Here is a 15,419-nt window from a genome sequence, read left to right as displayed (position 1 = left end):
GTGTGCCGAACCATGTTTAATTTTTGGCTGCATCATGGCGTTAGACCTACTCCCTACTAGTATGCTCAAGGCAATTGATTTACTGCCTGATGCAAAGACACCTGTGACTTTATTTACTCGTCATTCTATTCGTGAAGTCGTGGCTGGGCAGGGTTTGGCTGGCTACGATTTACAGTTGACCTCGCAAGGTCGTGATTTGGCACAGGCATGGGGCACATATTTAATTGAAAATACAGACCGAAGTATTCAGCACTGTATTTCAAGCCCCATTCAACGCTGTGTCGATACAGCAGCTTTAATGATTCAAGGGGCTGATTCAAGTACGCTCGCACAAAACACCCATTATATCGAAATTGTTGAGCAAGGCTTGTTGGTTGAGCCGGGAAGTTTTGTACTGGATATTAAGCAGGCAGGCCCATATTTCAGAAAACAAGGTGCTTTGGGTTTTATCAATAGTTTTGTCAATAATGCTTTACCGGGAATGAAACATCCGATTACCGGTGTGGTGGATGTACTGGAACTGATTTATAACACCCATCCTCAAGATCATTTTGGTTTAAGTTTGGCAGTCAGTCACGATACGATTTTAGCAGCCATTATTGCAGTGATTTCTGGGCGTAATACCGTGAGTCAGGAAGACTGGCCGAAAATGATGGAAGGGTTGTTTGTCTGGTTTGAAGGTGATGAGTTTTTAGAATCAAAACTTAAATGGATTTGGCGCGGGAAAGTCAGTGAACTTTCAATTCGAGAATTTCAAAAATTAGAAAAATAAAAGTTTTCATTTTGAGAATAAAAATTTAAATCCCTAAATCACATTGAAAGTCTAGCAATATGGTTTTCTATTCAAAAATGATAAATCCCTTTTATCTTGCACAATTTTAACAATTTGAGCTGGACGAATAATCATTGAATTGAAGTTGGTGTTATATCCACTAATTTTTTAAAAAAGAATTATTCATAACTTTAAATAACTTATAGGTAAATGTTCTAATGCACTCACATTTTGCTGAAAAAACTAAGCATAAACCTTGAAAATACAACTATTTAGTATAATCCTTCACATATTTTTTTATAGTGGGGTTAATTATTTTAATATATTATTCACTCCCTTAAGTTATTGATTTAAATAATTTTAATATAGTCACATAGTTTTTCTTTTTGGAGAAACTATTGTGCGATTGGGGTGAAAATGTGATGCAATTACGATTTAAATATTTAACTGTATGTACCTTATCTGTAATGCTTATGGCATGTGGTGGGGGCGGTAGTAATGGGGATAGTACAGATATAGTTCAGGAGGTTGATAATTCATGTGAAAATTATAACCTTCGACTTCCTGTTAATAATAATTATGTTGAACCCTCTAGTGATGTTGTTGATGCAAGTGTTCTTGGTTTTAATGATTGTGAATCAAATGGTCAGCTACGTTTAATCCGTAATGATTTGTCAGGTAATTTCAATGCAATGATTCAGTTTGCACAGAGTCATGTTGTCGATCCAAAAGGTAATGAAGCGAAAAAGAGACCTCGCTTAACCAGTGAAAAGGAAGCTCTTTTACTGGTGACTCCAACCGAGGATATGATTAAGGTAGCTCAGTTGACTGCTGAAATCTATCAGGATAATCGATTACTTAGAACAGTCAACTTGAATGAGCCTTCACGGCTTGCGTCGTCAGATCAATCAAATATAGATGATCGACCACGAGTGCAATTTTCAAAACGTGCATGGTCAACAGCATTAACCTGGAATGAGGTTCGTCCGGGTTTATCTATTCGTATTGTTGATCCTGTAAACAATAAAAATGGTGATTTACGTTCAGAAGACATTGATTTTGCAGCACCGGGAGAGTTGGTAGTTCAAAGTATCCGCTTAGGTTTGTTAACTGAGCCACCAAAGTCAACGGGTCATTACATGTTGCTAGAACCTGAGAAAGCAGGAACAGATTATTTCCAGACCATTCCAGCAGCACGCATGATTGTCAGTAAATATGAAGATATGAAACTTGACAAAGTGATGGTGTCAAGTGGAGCTATTTATAACTCAGCGAGTGCAACCACGGGTGATGTGTATAATGGGGATATGCGTGAAAATACCGCTAAATCTACTTTTAGTGTGGGCATTAATCTTGCAAACTGGGGTGTAACTAGTTCATCTATGCAAAGTCAGGAACAACCCCAAGTAACCCAAAGTGTTGTTATTCATCATGCCAGCGGTAATTATAGCAATGGAGTACAAAGTCATGGGTTAAGCGGTGGTAATGGTATTCTGACTTTATATGATTCAGTTGGAAATGAATTTAGTCATGAGATTGGCCATCATTATGGTTTAGGGCATTACCCAGGTTCTGAGGGAACAAATATGTTCTGGGCCGCACATCATGCTGATAGTGGTTGGGGCTATATTGCCTTTAGAAATAAAATGCGCGGGAATTTAAATTGGGGCACGACCAATTTGGGCAATGGTGCAAATGGTGTGCCAAACTTCCTTGGTAAGTATGCATATGGTTGGGATGCCATGTCGGGTGGTGCAACAGCCAGCTCTATTTCACGTTATACCCACTATACTGGATACAGTACACAACAAAAAATTCAGCCTGCGTTTGATCGCGATATTTGGGCTGAAGACTCTGCCACAGGTTATAAAAAGTGGAATCCAACAACTCGAATGATGGAGGTATCGCAACCTAAAGTACCGACGAAAGCGAATAATGTTTGGTATAACAGTGCGAATGGAAATTATCTAAAGCCGCGTTTATTTAGTGTACCTGTATATACCATTGTGGGTGGATATGATCCCGTTAACCAGTCGGGTTTAATTTATCCTGCGGCACGTGGTAACTGGGGGAATGTGTTTGATTTGCCGCAAGCCAATACGAGCGGTACAGCTGCGGGTTGCTGGTTAAAGGTGCAGTCGGCCAATGGTGTGCAAAATATTGCACTAGCACCGCAGCGTATGAATGGGAATGCTAATAAGTTTCACATTAATTTAGCACAAACTGAACAACCTCAAGCGGTTGATTTGTATTGTCAAAAAGCCAATGAGCAAGCGCTTAAACTTTCCAGTATCAATATTCCTGTGGCTACTGACGCTATGTCACCGTATGTGAGTATTGGACAGGAAGATGGTTATTCCGCTTTAAAACGTGTTGAGATGCCAGAACTGGATCAAGCATTTGTGCAAAATAAGGGCAAGGAAATCGTCAATTTATCACCGACATTTAGACTGCTTTATGATTCTTATCATCGCTTTAAAGATGAGTTATCTTCAGATGCTCAAACTGAAATGGAGCGTTATACCCAGCAACAAATTAAAATTTACCGTTTGAATCGTTGGGTAAATGTTTATTATAACGATCTCAGTAACGGTAAGACTGAAGCCTTGGAAGTGTTTCATAAATTTGTTGATAGTCTTGGCTTGAAGAATGATATTCCATTTGCCAATGCAAGCATGTTAGTCATGCCAAAAATGGGCAATAGCTGTCTTAAAGTCGAGAAGCTTGGTACTGGAATATTGAATGTTTATATGAGTGGGAAAAATGGTTGTACAGGTGAAGCATCGACGTTATGGGTGCATGATGCGATTGGTAAAATTCATAGTCAACAATATCCAAACTTATGTTTAACCAGTTCTAGAACACTTACATCATGTAATAATGATTCGCAAAGTCAAGTGTGGGAAGTCGCTATAAATGGTGATACACAACAACTGCGCCAAGGGAAAAGCTGTTTAGACTTGAGTGGGGGGCGTACACCAAGTGCTGATGGGCGCGGTGAAATTACGATATATGGTTGTGGTGGTGGTAATAACCAGAAATGGAGTATTGTTCCGCAAAGTCACAGTCTAATTTTGGCAATATCGAATGGTAAAAATTTACCCTTAGTATCAAAAATTTTAGCAAAATAGTAATACTGTAAAGTGTTAATTAAATAAAATAAGCCCTCAATTGAGGGCTACTTTATCTCTATTTTGCAATTTATTTAAGGTTTTTAAACTGGATGATCACGCTATTGTTACTATCGAGTAACTTCAATTCATTCTTCGAGGCATCGTAACTTACAACCTGGTTTAAGGCTTGTGAGAATTTTTGGGGTAAATTAGTTGCACTTGAACAGGCATTATTTTCTATTGATTTTAGATTTGCAAATTTAATCTGAGTTCCCATAACCGCATAACCTCCCATGAATTGATTACATCCATCGTTACCGCTTACTTCACTATTATCGAATATCAGGGTGGGAACAGCAGACTGGCTCGGATCAGCTTTATAAGCAACTTGATTGATTTCTGTTAACACCCAATTTTTATTTTGCAACTGAGCTAAATTTCGATCGGTAGAGGGATTGGGCATGGATGTACTACAACCCACCACAGTTAAAGAAGTTACTACACTGGTAGCAAGAATAATTTTTCTTAACATTACTTTTCTCCAATTAATTTAACATTGCTTGTCTCCAGCCAATTTAATGCTTTAAGATAATTGTGAAGCTGTTAAAACAACTTGTATATTATAAAATTTTCTTAGAATTCATTTGATTATTAACTAATTATCTACAAGAGTTGATCTGAAAATAAACATGTATTACTTTGAGTAAACAGAATATATCCAAGCACATTAATACGAATAAACTTAAATTTACAGTTATGGTGAGAATTATTTATTCATCCTATTTTTTATTATATGAAATAATTAAACAGCATCGTAATTACTAGGCTTTTCAATTCATTACAATCTTATCTTTATTATCTAAAGTTCAGCGACTCTATTTTTATCATAAATAATTGAATTTTAGACGTAAAAAAAGCCCTTAACGGGCTTTTTTCAATGCAACAACTTAGTTAGCTAAAGCTTTAACTTGTGCATTCAAACGGCTCTTATGACGAGCAGCTTTGTTTTTATGGATGATGCCTTTATCAGCCATACGGTCAATTACAGGAACCGCAGTTTTATATGCTTCTGAAGCAGCAGCATAATCACCAGCAGCGATTGCAGCTACTGTACGTTTAAGATAAGTACGAACCATAGAACGTAAGCTAGCGTTGTGTTTGCGTGCTTTAACGTTTTGACGAGCACGTTTTTTAGCTTGAGCAGAGTTTGCCACTCGTGCACTCCTTGAATTAGATTGGTCTGGGCGGGCTGAAATTGCAACTGAAAACCTTCATCAGAAGAATTATCACCAGCCCGTAAACAAGTGCCATATTGTGATTAAACTATGTTGTTAAGTCAAGTCTTGACTTGCTTTGACAACATTTTAGATGCATAAAAATTCTAAAGAAACCGTTAGATTAGTAATAACCTATAGAGATTGCTTAAAAAATGACTAAATCAATTAAAAGTGCGATTGTAATTGGAGCAACAGGTTTAGTAGGTCGAGAGCTACTGAAACAACTTAATCGTATAGAAAGTTGCGAGAAAATTACTGCGGTAGTCCGCCGTGAAGATTCAGCACTCAAAAGCTTGGAAAAAGTACAACAGTTCATTCTAGACGATTTTCTTTTGCTGAATGATGAAGACGTTAATGGCTATAGCCATGCGTTCAGCTGTTTAGGTACTACGCTTAAAAAAGCAGGGTCAAAAGAAAATTTTTATAATATCGATTACGAAATAAATGCACATTTTGCCGATTTATTTGAATCGACTCATACGCACTACTTGCTAATCAGTGCGATGGGAGCAAATGCTCAGTCAAATTTTTTCTATAATAGAGTCAAAGGTGAAATTGAAAAGCATATCCGGAGTTTGAATCTTGAACATGTGTCAATATTGCGGCCTTCATTATTGTTAGGGGATCGTCCAGAACAACGCAGCCTAGAAGATATGGGTCAAAAGCTTTATCAGAAATTCTCGCATTTAGTTCCTGATTCATTTAAATATAAGCCAGTGACAGCCGGGCAAGTGGCTCATACTATGATCGAGGCTGCGCAAACACAAACTGAAAAATTTGAAATTTATGATAATTTACGCATACAAAATTCTAAATGAAGGGGAAATAAAAAGTGTCTAAGGTAGCATTCGTAACTTGTGATTTACTTGATGATAATCCAGACAAAGAGATTCAAGTAGTCACTCCATCTATGGATGGTAAATTTTTTAAAAGCTATGGTGCCCGTAAAAGTTTTGCTGGTCAGGTCGTGACTGTTAAATGTTTTGAAGATAATTCCCGGGTAAAAGAACTGCTTGCAACTGATGGTACGGGTAAAGTGCTGGTGGTTGATGGTGGTGCTTCGATGCGCTGTGCCTTGATGGGCGATATGATTGCAGAGTCAGCAGTTAAAAATCACTGGAATGGAGTGGTGATTTATGGCTGTGTACGTGATGTAGATGCGATTGCTGAATTGGATCTGGGCGTACATGCATTGGCCGCAATTCCACAAAAAAGTAATCGCAAAGGCATTGGCGAGGTAGATTTAACTTTGTATTTTGGTGGGGTAAGCATCAGTTCTGGCGATTATCTCTATGCCGATAACAATGGAATTTTAATTGCACAAGAAGAATTAGTCGATTTATAACGACAATTGCATAAGGATAAAATGGTGAATCATCAAATAAAAGTTGTACAGGCTTTAGCTTCAGCCTTGACTGAAGGTGGACGCGGAGTCAGTGGCACTGCCTTTCCTCAACAGCCTGAAAAACCACTCAAACTTTATGAGTTTGAAGGTTCGCCATTTTGCCGTCGTGTACGTGAAGTAATGACCTTATTAAATCTGGATTATGAGGTTTATCCTTGTCCAAAAGGTGGACAGAAATACCGAAAAATTGTCAAAGAGAAAGGTGGAAAAAAACAATTTCCATTTTTTATTGATGAAAACTCGGGTACGCAAATGTATGAATCTCAAGATATCATCCATTATTTATTTAAGCATTATGGTCGAACTGGAAAAACACCGAAAAAATTTGCGAAATATCCCAAAATTCCTGTAGCTGCCTTTGCGGGAACAATTATTAATGGTGCACGTGGAGTGTGGGTAAATAAAAAAATTACTGATCGTGAAGCGCCTACCCAACTTTTAGAATTATGGGGTTTTGAAGCGAGTCCATTTACACGCATTGTACGTGGTGTTTTAACTGAACTGGAACTTCCATTCATATTCCATAATGTGCCTAAAGAACGCTGGCAAGATATGGGGCCGGCTGTGTTGCGTTTAAAACCCGGGAAATATCAACCCTTGACCGGCGGCAAACGTGAGAAGATTGTTGGAATTATGGGACGTGATATCCAGGTTCCTTATTTAGTTGACCCGAATACAGGCATGAAAATGTTTGAGTCAGCCGATATTGTTAAATATTTGAAAAAACAATATAGCTAAATGATCAGGACTGTAAAAAAAACAGCTTGATCAGCTGTTTTTTATTTTAATGAATCAATTGTTATTTAGCTTTGGCAATGAGACAAACTGAATCTTAAGGGACATTCAGTTGCGGTATTTTAGCGCCCGCAGGCTCAAGAATACGAGATCATGTAGAAAGTTGCCTGATTCAATCCAAGGTGTTTAGTTTACCGAAGCATTTACCTGAAGATGAAGATATAGACTACAAGGCGATTATCGTAAATGCTATAGAAATTGACATACAAAGGTCTAAAAAATAGAAGAAAAGTTAGAACAGCAAGAAAAAGACCTATACCTTTAAGGTACAGACCATAATTTTTATAAAACCCTGAATATTCTGAGTTGATCTATCCGTCGCTGTGCAGTGTATGATTTCGAGTTATTCAAACGAAATTTAAATCGGATTCCTTTTGCAGATAAAAGTGATCAGAGGATCTATAAATTGTATACCAATCTTATGTTGCCCTTAAAAGCCAAAAGGTGCTGTAAATTGGATTCTGAATTGAAAAACTATAATCGGGAAATCAATAAAAGAAGAACAGGCATTGAGCCTGTATTTAAAAGTCTAAAAACTTTCAGAATACTTGCGGAACCTTATCGCAATAGGGCGAAAAAACTCGGATTGAGATTCAATTTAATAGCTGAACTCTATAAATGGGAGCTGAATAAAAAATGATTTATGAAAGAGGTCTATTCGGAAGTATAAAAAAGGGGAAATCTAATTTCCCCTTTTTGTTCGGTTTATTCTTGCTCTGTAGCAGGTAATAGCATCAGAATCGATTCATTTAACAAGTTGACGATGTCTTCCAGCATATCTGGATCATAAAGGTTTTCATCGAGTAATACTGAACTGCCGTCAGCCAATTGTTTTAAAAGTGGTGCAAACGCATCTGAAATACAAATGCCTTCGCCATTGGCCCAGAACAGCAACTTATCTTCATCTTTTGCATAAAGTAGACGTGATGCAGGCTCGAGAATGAGGGAATAGCCTTGATCTAACGCTTCTTCCAAATCTCCTGTACCAATGGCTTCTGCCTCTGGAATGTTTTCAGGATATTTCGGTTCTGACATCAAGCTCATGAGCGCATCTTCAAGCACGGTTGGATTTTGTAATTGTGCTAAAAGTTCTGTTTTTAAATACTCAAGTTCAGCGTGACTGATTTGACCGATCGGGCTGATTTTATCGCGAATAATGTCGGTCAGTGGGTTTTTAAGTAATTGATCATCAGCAAATTTATCACTGACGCGATCCATCATTTCAGCCACATTTGGCATACGGAAACCAAACGAGTAGGTCAGACAGTCATCTTCTGCTACGCCGTAGTGTGATAGACCTGGGGGCACATAGAGTAAGTCACCTGGCGCTAAAACTTCATCAAAATGAACTTCCATCTCTGGCAGTAATTTTAATGGCTGGCCTGCAACGAACTCGCTTTCTGCATTACACATTTGCCCTAGCTGCCAGCGACGGTGTCCATGACCCTGTACTAAAAATACATCATAAAAATCAAAATGTTTCCCGACTGAGCCGCCTTTTTGGGCATAGGACACCATGATGTCATCGCGACGCCATTGCGGAATAAATGGAAATTTTTTCCACAGTTCTGCCAAATCAAAAGAGTAATGATCTACAGCTTGAACAAGCAGTGTCCAAAGTTTGGGCATCTTCTGGAAATCAGCTTTGGTTAAAGGTGATGATTTTACAGACCACTGGTTTGGATCTTTATCTTTTTGTTTAATCAGACGGGCATTGATATTTTCATCCAGTGCAAGTTCCATAACATCGTTAGGTTCTAACAGATTCACAATTTCAGGAAGTGCATTACGGACCAGTAAGGGTTTTTTCTGCCAATATTCGGCAAGGAATTGTTCAGCGGTAATTCCGCCTAATACATCTAAAGCTTGAGACATAAATACAGCCTAAAATTAAGGAACTAAAATATTCAATTGACGCAGGATATGGCACAGTTGAATCATTGGCATGCCCATTAGTGTGGTTTGGTCTTGCCCAGTCATTTGTTCAAACAGGCTAATCCCCAAGCTTTCGCATTTGAAACTACCGGCGCACATTAAAGGCTGTTCAACTTCAATATAGCGCTCAATTTCAGCAAAACCGAGTTTGCGGAATTTGACCTTGTAATGTTCAACCAGTGTATGTTCAAAGCCGGTAGAAAGCTGTTGTACGCTGAGTGCAGTACTGAAATACACAATTTTGTCAGAATTGGCTTGCAATTGTTTCACTGCTTTTTCCACTGTTAACGGTTTACCAATAAAAATATCCGGTGCACCTTCACGCCAAGCGACCTGATCAGATCCAATTACAATCGCTTGTGGATATTGTTCTGAAATGGCTTTGGCTTTTTCAAAAGCCAGTCTTTTGGCTAAATCATCCGCATGATTTTCACCACGGGGAGATTCATCAATATTAGGTACGATGCTTTGATAAGCGATGCGAAGGCGGTTCATTAAGTCTTTACGGGTTTGGCTGCTTGAAGCCAAAATAATTTGGGGAGTACTCATTACACTGCATATTCCATCAGCACATCAAGCGGAACATAGGAGAGCACAGCTTGATGGCAAGCTTGAATTTTAATCGGAGGGGCAATACCGGCTTGGTATGCTTCGACCCAGCGGGTCACACAAATACACCAAAAATCACCTGGCTCTAAACCTGGAAAATCGACCTCTGGTAAGGGTGTGATCAAGTCGTTACCTACTTTTTGCGAAAAGTTAAGAAATTCTGCGGTCATCTGTACGCACATTGTATGCTGACCAAGATCTGTTATTGCAGTATGACAAAAGCCATTACGAAAATATCCGGTAATAGGAGCATAGCAACAGCTAGCCAGGGATTCGCCTAAAACGTTTAAACGATTGATATTGGGATCTGGGTGAATAGACATAAGCTCTGAATCATGATGTGGCTTTTGACTATCATAATCAAAACTTTGTCTTTCGACAGCTTTTATGCAAAAGAAGCTAACCTTTTTCTGCATAATCATTTAAAATCGGGCGGTTTTTATATCTATAAAGAGAGCTATACATGAATTTTCAGCGTATGACTGACCTCGATTTAACAGGTAAACGTGTTCTTATTCGTGAAGATTTAAACGTACCTGTAAAAAATGGTGAAATTACAAGTGATGCACGTTTACGCGCTGCACTTCCTACAATTAAAACAGCGGTAGAAAAAGGCGCTGCGGTAATGGTTTGTTCTCACCTTGGTCGTCCCGTTGAAGATGAACCAAAACCAGAACAGTCTTTAGCACCTGTTGCTGCTTATTTGACTCAAGCTTTGGGTCAAGAGGTTAAATTGTTTAGCGACTACTTAGAGGGTGTTGAGGTTGCAGCAGGTCAAGTGGTATTGCTTGAAAACGTGCGTTTCAACCCAGGTGAAAAGAAAAACAATCCTGAACTTGCACAAAAATATGCGGCACTTTGCGATGTGTTTGTGATGGATGCATTTGGTACGGCGCACCGTGCAGAAGCTTCTACTGAAGGTGTAGCTCGTTATGCAACTGTTGCAGCGGCAGGTCCGTTACTTGCAGCTGAACTAGATGCTTTAGGCCGTGCACTTAAAACACCAGAAAAACCGATGGCTGCCATTGTTGCAGGTTCTAAAGTGTCAACTAAGCTTGACGTATTAACTTCACTTTCAGATATTTGCGATCAAATCATCGTCGGTGGTGGTATTGCCAATACCTTCCTGGCTGCTGCTGGCTACAATGTAGGTAAATCATTATGCGAAAATGATTTGATCGACACAGCCAAAGCCATTGCTGCAAAAGTTTCTGTTCCATTACCAACAGACGTTGTGGTTGCAGATGCAGCTGAAATCGACTTTGCTGATTTCTTGGGTTCACTAGCGAAAGCGAAAGCGGTCGTGAAAAATGTTGCTGATGTCAGCGACAATGACATGATTTTAGACGTTGGTCCAAAAACGGCTAAAGCATTTGCTGAAATTATCAAAACTTCAAAAACGATTCTTTGGAATGGTCCCGTGGGTGTGTTTGAAGTCGATCAATTCGGTGAGGGCACTAAAGCATTGTCTTTAGCGATTGCTGAATCAGCAGGTTTCTCTATCGCGGGTGGTGGCGATACTTTAGCTGCAATCGATAAATATGAAGTGGCTGACAAAATTGGTTATATTTCTACCGGTGGCGGTGCTTTCCTTGAGTTTGTAGAAGGCAAAACACTGCCTGCAGTTGCGGTACTACTTGAACGTGCTTAATCTTTAGATCAGAATTTTTTAAATCAAATTAAGCTATAAAGTAAATATGACAGAAGGTTGACTACAGTCAGCCTTTTGTCATTTTGGGATACATATTTTAGTCATCAAAATGAAATATATCTGCAATAACATTACATTCATTAAATCTCCTGTCCTAGGAAACTCTGATGAACTTGAAATTAACACTTGCAGCACTCCTTATTGCACCTTTAGCTTTAACTGCTTGTGCCAAGAAAGATGAAGCTCCAAAAAATGACGCAGCTGCAACAACAGTAGAAGAGAAAATCACCCCAGAGCAACAAGCGGCAATCGACTCACTTGACAAACCTGTTCTGGATGAAAAAAATACAGATGTACCCGCGGAAATAGCCAATGCGAATGCAGATGAGGCAACTCCTGTAGCCGAAGCCGCAGCTTCTGAAGCCACTGCACCTTAAGTTTGTTATGTTTTATTTAAAAGTCCCTGCATAAGCAGGGATTTTTTTTGAAATAGTGTTTTTTATTACTGAATTGAAAGCAATCAGCATGTAGAATATGGGGCATCAACTGGGAGGACATTATGGCACTTATCTCATTGCGCCAGCTCTTGGATCACGCCGGCGAACACAACTACGGCGTACCAGCGTTTAACGTAAACAACTTAGAACAAATGCGCGCAATTATGTTAGCCGCAGACGAAACGAATTCACCTGTTATTGTTCAGGCATCTGCGGGTGCTCGTAAATATGCAGGCGCTCCGTTCTTACGTCATTTAATTTTGGCAGCAATTGAAGAGTGGCCACATATTCCAGTGGTTATGCATCAAGATCATGGTACTGACCCTGATGTATGCCAGCGCTCGATCCAGTTGGGCTTTTCATCGGTGATGATGGATGGTTCACTAGGTGCGGACGGTAAAACACCGACAAGTTACGAATATAATGTCGATGTAACGCGTCGCACAGTTCAAATGGCGCACGCTTGCGGTGTTTCAGTTGAAGGTGAAATTGGTTGCCTGGGTAGCCTTGAAACCGGGATGGCTGGTGAAGAAGATGGCGTAGGCGCTGAAGGCGTTCTTGACCATTCTCAACTTTTAACTTCAGTTGAAGAAGCGACTCAATTTGTAGCAGATACCAACGTCGATGCTTTGGCAATTGCAGTCGGTACTTCACACGGTGCGTACAAATTCACACGTCCACCCACAGGTGATATTTTAGCGATTGACCGCATTAAAGAAATTCATGCGGCATTGCCAAATACCCATCTTGTTATGCACGGTTCAAGCTCTGTGCCACAAGAATGGTTGGCTGTGATCAACGAATTCGGCGGCGATATAAAAGAAACTTATGGTGTCCCTGTTGAGCAATTGGTTGAAGCAATCAAACACGGTGTTCGTAAAATTAATATCGACACTGATTTACGTTTGGCTTCTACTGGTGCGATGCGTCGTATGATGGCTGAAAAACCAAGCGAATTCGATCCACGTAAATTCTTCTCTGCGACTGTAGATGCAATGAAGCAAATCTGTGTAGATCGTTACACATCATTTGGTACTGCGGGTCATGCAGACAAGATTCGTCCAATTTCTTTAGAGAAAATGGTGAATCGTTATAAATAATCCTTAAAGATTATCTATAATCAAAAGCCCACATTTGTTGTGGGCTTTTCTGTATTTAACCCTAAATCATTATAAATAACCAAAATAAGGCAAAAGATGGAATTTATATTTGCAGCGGCATGTTGTAGTGTCATCATCTCAATTTTGTTAAAGCTCGCCAAAGTCAAAGGTTTTGATGCATTACAGATGATTGTCTGGAACTACGCTTCTGCCAGTCTATTGGGTTTTCTATGGTTTAAGCCAGATCTGCAGCATATTTCAATGGTCAATACGCCGTGGTGGTTAATTGTTGCATTGGGTGTTTTGCTGCCGAGTATTTTTTTATGCTTAGCAAAATCATTGCAATATGCCGGCATTATTAAAACTGAAATTGCCCAGCGTTTATCTGTGGTTTTATCACTACTGGCAGCATTTTTCATTTTTCAGGAACAGTTTAATACCGTAAAAATCATAGGTATTGCTTTGGGAGTTGCGGCGGTAATCAGTATTTTATTTTCACATCAAAAAGCGGGAACAGGGCAAACTTCTTCAAAGCAGGCGATGGGGTATCTTGCCTTGGTCTGGTTTGGCTATGCCTTAATTGATGTGTTACTCAAGTACACCACAGGATTAGGCGTACAGTTTGCTGTCGCCCTAAATTTAATATTTATCTGTGCCTTTATATTGTCATTGGCTTATATTGCAATTACAACGAAAACCGTGGGTAGCAAAAAGAACATGCTGGCAGGTCTGGGTCTGGGAGTTTTAAATTTTGCCAATATTGCACTGTATGTTAAAGCGCATATTTTATTGAAAGACACACCTGCAATTGTGTTTGCAGGTATGAATATTCTTGTGGTTGTATTTGGGGCATTAAGTGGCTTAATTATCTTTAAAGAAAAATTAAAGCTTGCTACCGCGGTGGGTTTGGTTTTAGGTTTGGCTAGTGTGATTAGCCTAGCTTATGCGATAACTGTTTAAATAAGGTTTTTGCAAAAGTCTTCGGGTGCTTAACAATGTCAATGGTGTCGGCAGTCCCTAGCAGTAAGCCAGCCTGATTGCAGTGCGGACATGTCGGGTAAAAAGAAAGCGAATTTTTGAAATATTGATGCATATAAATTTTATTGCAGTGTGTGCATTCAAATTTCATGGGCATTTTAGTTGTAGCAGGGATCATGAGATAAACCACCTTTTATTTTTAGCGCAAATATACCTCAATATTGTTGCAAGAATAAGACCTGAAATGACATGAAAGGGGGCTATAACCCCCTTTTATTGTAATGAAACGTTAATTAAAGCTGAGTGAAAATCTGTTCTTTGTCTAGACGTGATTTTGGTAGTTGGGCATTGAAATCATTTTCACTACGATAACCAAGTGTCAGTAATACCGAAGGGACCAAGCCTTTTTCTGTTAACTGTAATTCATCATTGATGATTTGTTCATCAAATCCACCAATGGGCGTTGCATCAATTCCTTCAATTCCGGCAGCTAACAAAATTTGACCTAAAGCAATAAAGGTTTGATTTTCCGCCCAACGCTGAATATCACCTTTTTCATTGCGATAATAATTGACATAACCGCTACGGCTATCTTTTTGGCCTTGTTTAGCTTTTTCATCTTTAAAACGACCACTGATGTCATCTTGAGCGAGCAGGTTATCTAAATGCTGTTCACTAATATCTGCTTTAGTACAGAACAGAATAGTATGTGAAGAATCTAGAACTTTGGGTGCGTTATAGGCATATTTCCCAACCAATGCTTTGGCAATCCGTTCTTTAGCCGCTTGATTGTCAGCAATAAAAAAATGCCAAGGTTGGATATTGATAGAAGATGGAGTCAAACGTAATATTTCTAATAAACATGCAATCTGTTCTTTCGGGATTTTTCGAATAGGATCATAGGCTTTGGTGGTATAACGGGTTTTCGAGACGTTTAAAAGATCCATGAATGATTACTCCACTTATAAATTATGTTTGTCATTTTACCTGAAGCGTTATCCAAATGGTTTATAACACATGGGTCTGGCTTTAGACTTTGGCATGATAAAAAAGTAATTATAGTAAATAGCATGCTTTACTCAATTTATTACACTTTATATAAAGCAGTATGGGTATCTTGTTTAGCTTAAGTTTCAAGTGTGATCCATGATTTTATAAAATAAAGGATGAGTATTTTTCAATAAATTAAAAGTTTTAGCAGATCAAGAAATATGTTTTCGATATTGGTACTTTTAGAAAAATGGCGTTTAATCAATATTAAGTAAAATGTATGACCATTCCGAGAGC

The 15,419-nt window shown here is 38.9% G+C and carries 16 protein-coding genes; 10 read left to right on the top strand and 6 right to left on the bottom strand.

Annotation, left to right across the window (positions count from 1 at the left end; all coding sequences use genetic code 11):
* Positions 1 to 34: 34 nt before the first annotated feature.
* Both E0H89_RS03395 and E0H89_RS03390 read left to right on the top strand, forming a co-directional pair.
* Complete coding sequence (locus E0H89_RS03395; RefSeq protein WP_131214445.1) at positions 35 to 772, top strand: histidine phosphatase family protein; 738 nt, start codon at positions 35 to 37, stop codon at positions 770 to 772.
* Positions 773 to 1,194: 422 nt separating this feature from the next.
* Positions 1,195 to 3,903, top strand: a complete 2,709-nt coding sequence (locus E0H89_RS03390; protein ID WP_131214443.1) for a M66 family metalloprotease — start codon at positions 1,195 to 1,197, stop codon at positions 3,901 to 3,903.
* Positions 3,904 to 3,973: 70 nt separating this feature from the next.
* Here the strand turns inward: E0H89_RS03390 and E0H89_RS03385 are convergent, their stop codons facing one another.
* Both E0H89_RS03385 and rpsT read right to left on the bottom strand, forming a co-directional pair.
* Entirely contained in the window at positions 3,974 to 4,417 is a 444-nt protein-coding gene (locus E0H89_RS03385) for an META domain-containing protein (RefSeq protein WP_131214441.1), read from the bottom strand.
* 415 nt (positions 4,418 to 4,832) lie between these two features.
* The gene (rpsT, locus tag E0H89_RS03380) at positions 4,833 to 5,099 is read right to left on the bottom strand and encodes a 30S ribosomal protein S20 (RefSeq protein ID WP_005010321.1); all 267 of its coding nucleotides are present in this window, start codon (positions 5,097 to 5,099) and stop codon (positions 4,833 to 4,835) included.
* Between the two features lie 215 nt (positions 5,100 to 5,314).
* On the opposite strand from rpsT, the gene E0H89_RS03375 reads away from it, so the two are divergent.
* From E0H89_RS03375 to E0H89_RS16585, 4 genes are all read left to right on the top strand, one after another.
* On the top strand, positions 5,315 to 5,980 hold the full coding sequence (locus E0H89_RS03375; RefSeq protein ID WP_131214439.1) for an NAD(P)H-binding protein: 666 nt from the start codon (positions 5,315 to 5,317) through the stop codon (positions 5,978 to 5,980).
* 14 nt (positions 5,981 to 5,994) lie between these two features.
* Positions 5,995 to 6,507 carry a ribonuclease E activity regulator RraA gene (gene rraA, locus E0H89_RS03370; protein ID WP_131214437.1) on the top strand — a complete coding sequence of 171 codons (513 nt, stop codon included), beginning with the start codon at positions 5,995 to 5,997 and terminating at the stop codon, positions 6,505 to 6,507.
* A 21-nt stretch (positions 6,508 to 6,528) separates the two neighbouring features.
* Positions 6,529 to 7,305 (top strand): glutathione S-transferase N-terminal domain-containing protein, encoded by a 777-nt coding sequence (locus tag E0H89_RS03365; protein ID WP_131214435.1) that lies wholly within the window; start codon positions 6,529 to 6,531, stop codon positions 7,303 to 7,305.
* A gap of 385 nt (positions 7,306 to 7,690) precedes the next feature.
* The gene (locus E0H89_RS16585) at positions 7,691 to 8,002 is read left to right on the top strand and encodes a transposase family protein (RefSeq protein WP_284702736.1); all 312 of its coding nucleotides are present in this window, start codon (positions 7,691 to 7,693) and stop codon (positions 8,000 to 8,002) included.
* Positions 8,003 to 8,067: 65 nt separating this feature from the next.
* Here the strand turns inward: E0H89_RS16585 and E0H89_RS03355 are convergent, their stop codons facing one another.
* Genes E0H89_RS03355 through E0H89_RS03345 form a run of 3 tightly spaced genes read right to left on the bottom strand, consistent with a single transcriptional unit; the run spans position 8,068 to position 10,229 of the window.
* Complete coding sequence (locus E0H89_RS03355; protein ID WP_131214431.1) at positions 8,068 to 9,237, bottom strand: ribosomal protein uL16 3-hydroxylase; 1,170 nt, start codon at positions 9,235 to 9,237, stop codon at positions 8,068 to 8,070.
* 15 nt (positions 9,238 to 9,252) lie between these two features.
* The gene (locus tag E0H89_RS03350; protein WP_131214430.1) at positions 9,253 to 9,846 is read right to left on the bottom strand and encodes a Maf family protein; all 594 of its coding nucleotides are present in this window, start codon (positions 9,844 to 9,846) and stop codon (positions 9,253 to 9,255) included.
* Positions 9,846 to 10,229 (bottom strand): DUF2237 family protein, encoded by a 384-nt coding sequence (locus E0H89_RS03345; RefSeq protein WP_131214428.1) that lies wholly within the window; start codon positions 10,227 to 10,229, stop codon positions 9,846 to 9,848. The genes E0H89_RS03350 and E0H89_RS03345 overlap by 1 nt, the downstream gene beginning before the upstream one ends.
* Before the next feature lie 140 nt (positions 10,230 to 10,369).
* Here E0H89_RS03345 and E0H89_RS03340 point away from each other — a divergent pair, with 140 nt between their 5' ends.
* The 4 genes from E0H89_RS03340 to E0H89_RS03325 all read left to right on the top strand — a co-directional run bounded on the left by E0H89_RS03340 (position 10,370) and on the right by E0H89_RS03325 (position 14,114).
* Positions 10,370 to 11,557: a phosphoglycerate kinase gene (locus E0H89_RS03340; RefSeq protein ID WP_131214426.1), complete on the top strand. Its 1,188-nt coding sequence runs from the start codon at positions 10,370 to 10,372 to the stop codon at positions 11,555 to 11,557.
* Positions 11,558 to 11,724: 167 nt separating this feature from the next.
* Positions 11,725 to 11,994: a hypothetical protein gene (locus E0H89_RS03335; RefSeq protein WP_131214425.1), complete on the top strand. Its 270-nt coding sequence runs from the start codon at positions 11,725 to 11,727 to the stop codon at positions 11,992 to 11,994.
* Between the two features lie 122 nt (positions 11,995 to 12,116).
* Positions 12,117 to 13,154, top strand: coding sequence for a class II fructose-bisphosphate aldolase (gene fba, locus E0H89_RS03330; RefSeq protein ID WP_131214423.1), 1,038 nt, complete (start codon positions 12,117 to 12,119; stop codon positions 13,152 to 13,154).
* Between the two features lie 96 nt (positions 13,155 to 13,250).
* On the top strand, positions 13,251 to 14,114 hold the full coding sequence (locus E0H89_RS03325; protein WP_131214421.1) for an EamA family transporter: 864 nt from the start codon (positions 13,251 to 13,253) through the stop codon (positions 14,112 to 14,114).
* A gap of 311 nt (positions 14,115 to 14,425) precedes the next feature.
* Here the strand turns inward: E0H89_RS03325 and nfsB are convergent, their stop codons facing one another.
* Positions 14,426 to 15,079, bottom strand: coding sequence for an oxygen-insensitive NAD(P)H nitroreductase (gene nfsB, locus E0H89_RS03315; protein ID WP_131214418.1), 654 nt, complete (start codon positions 15,077 to 15,079; stop codon positions 14,426 to 14,428).
* Positions 15,080 to 15,419 lie beyond the last annotated feature (340 nt).

Source organism: Acinetobacter sp. ANC 3781 (genome assembly GCF_004331285.1).
Taxonomy (GTDB): domain Bacteria; phylum Pseudomonadota; class Gammaproteobacteria; order Pseudomonadales; family Moraxellaceae; genus Acinetobacter.
Note: the sequence above shows the minus strand (reverse complement) of the source record. Positions and strands in the feature narration are given on the sequence as shown.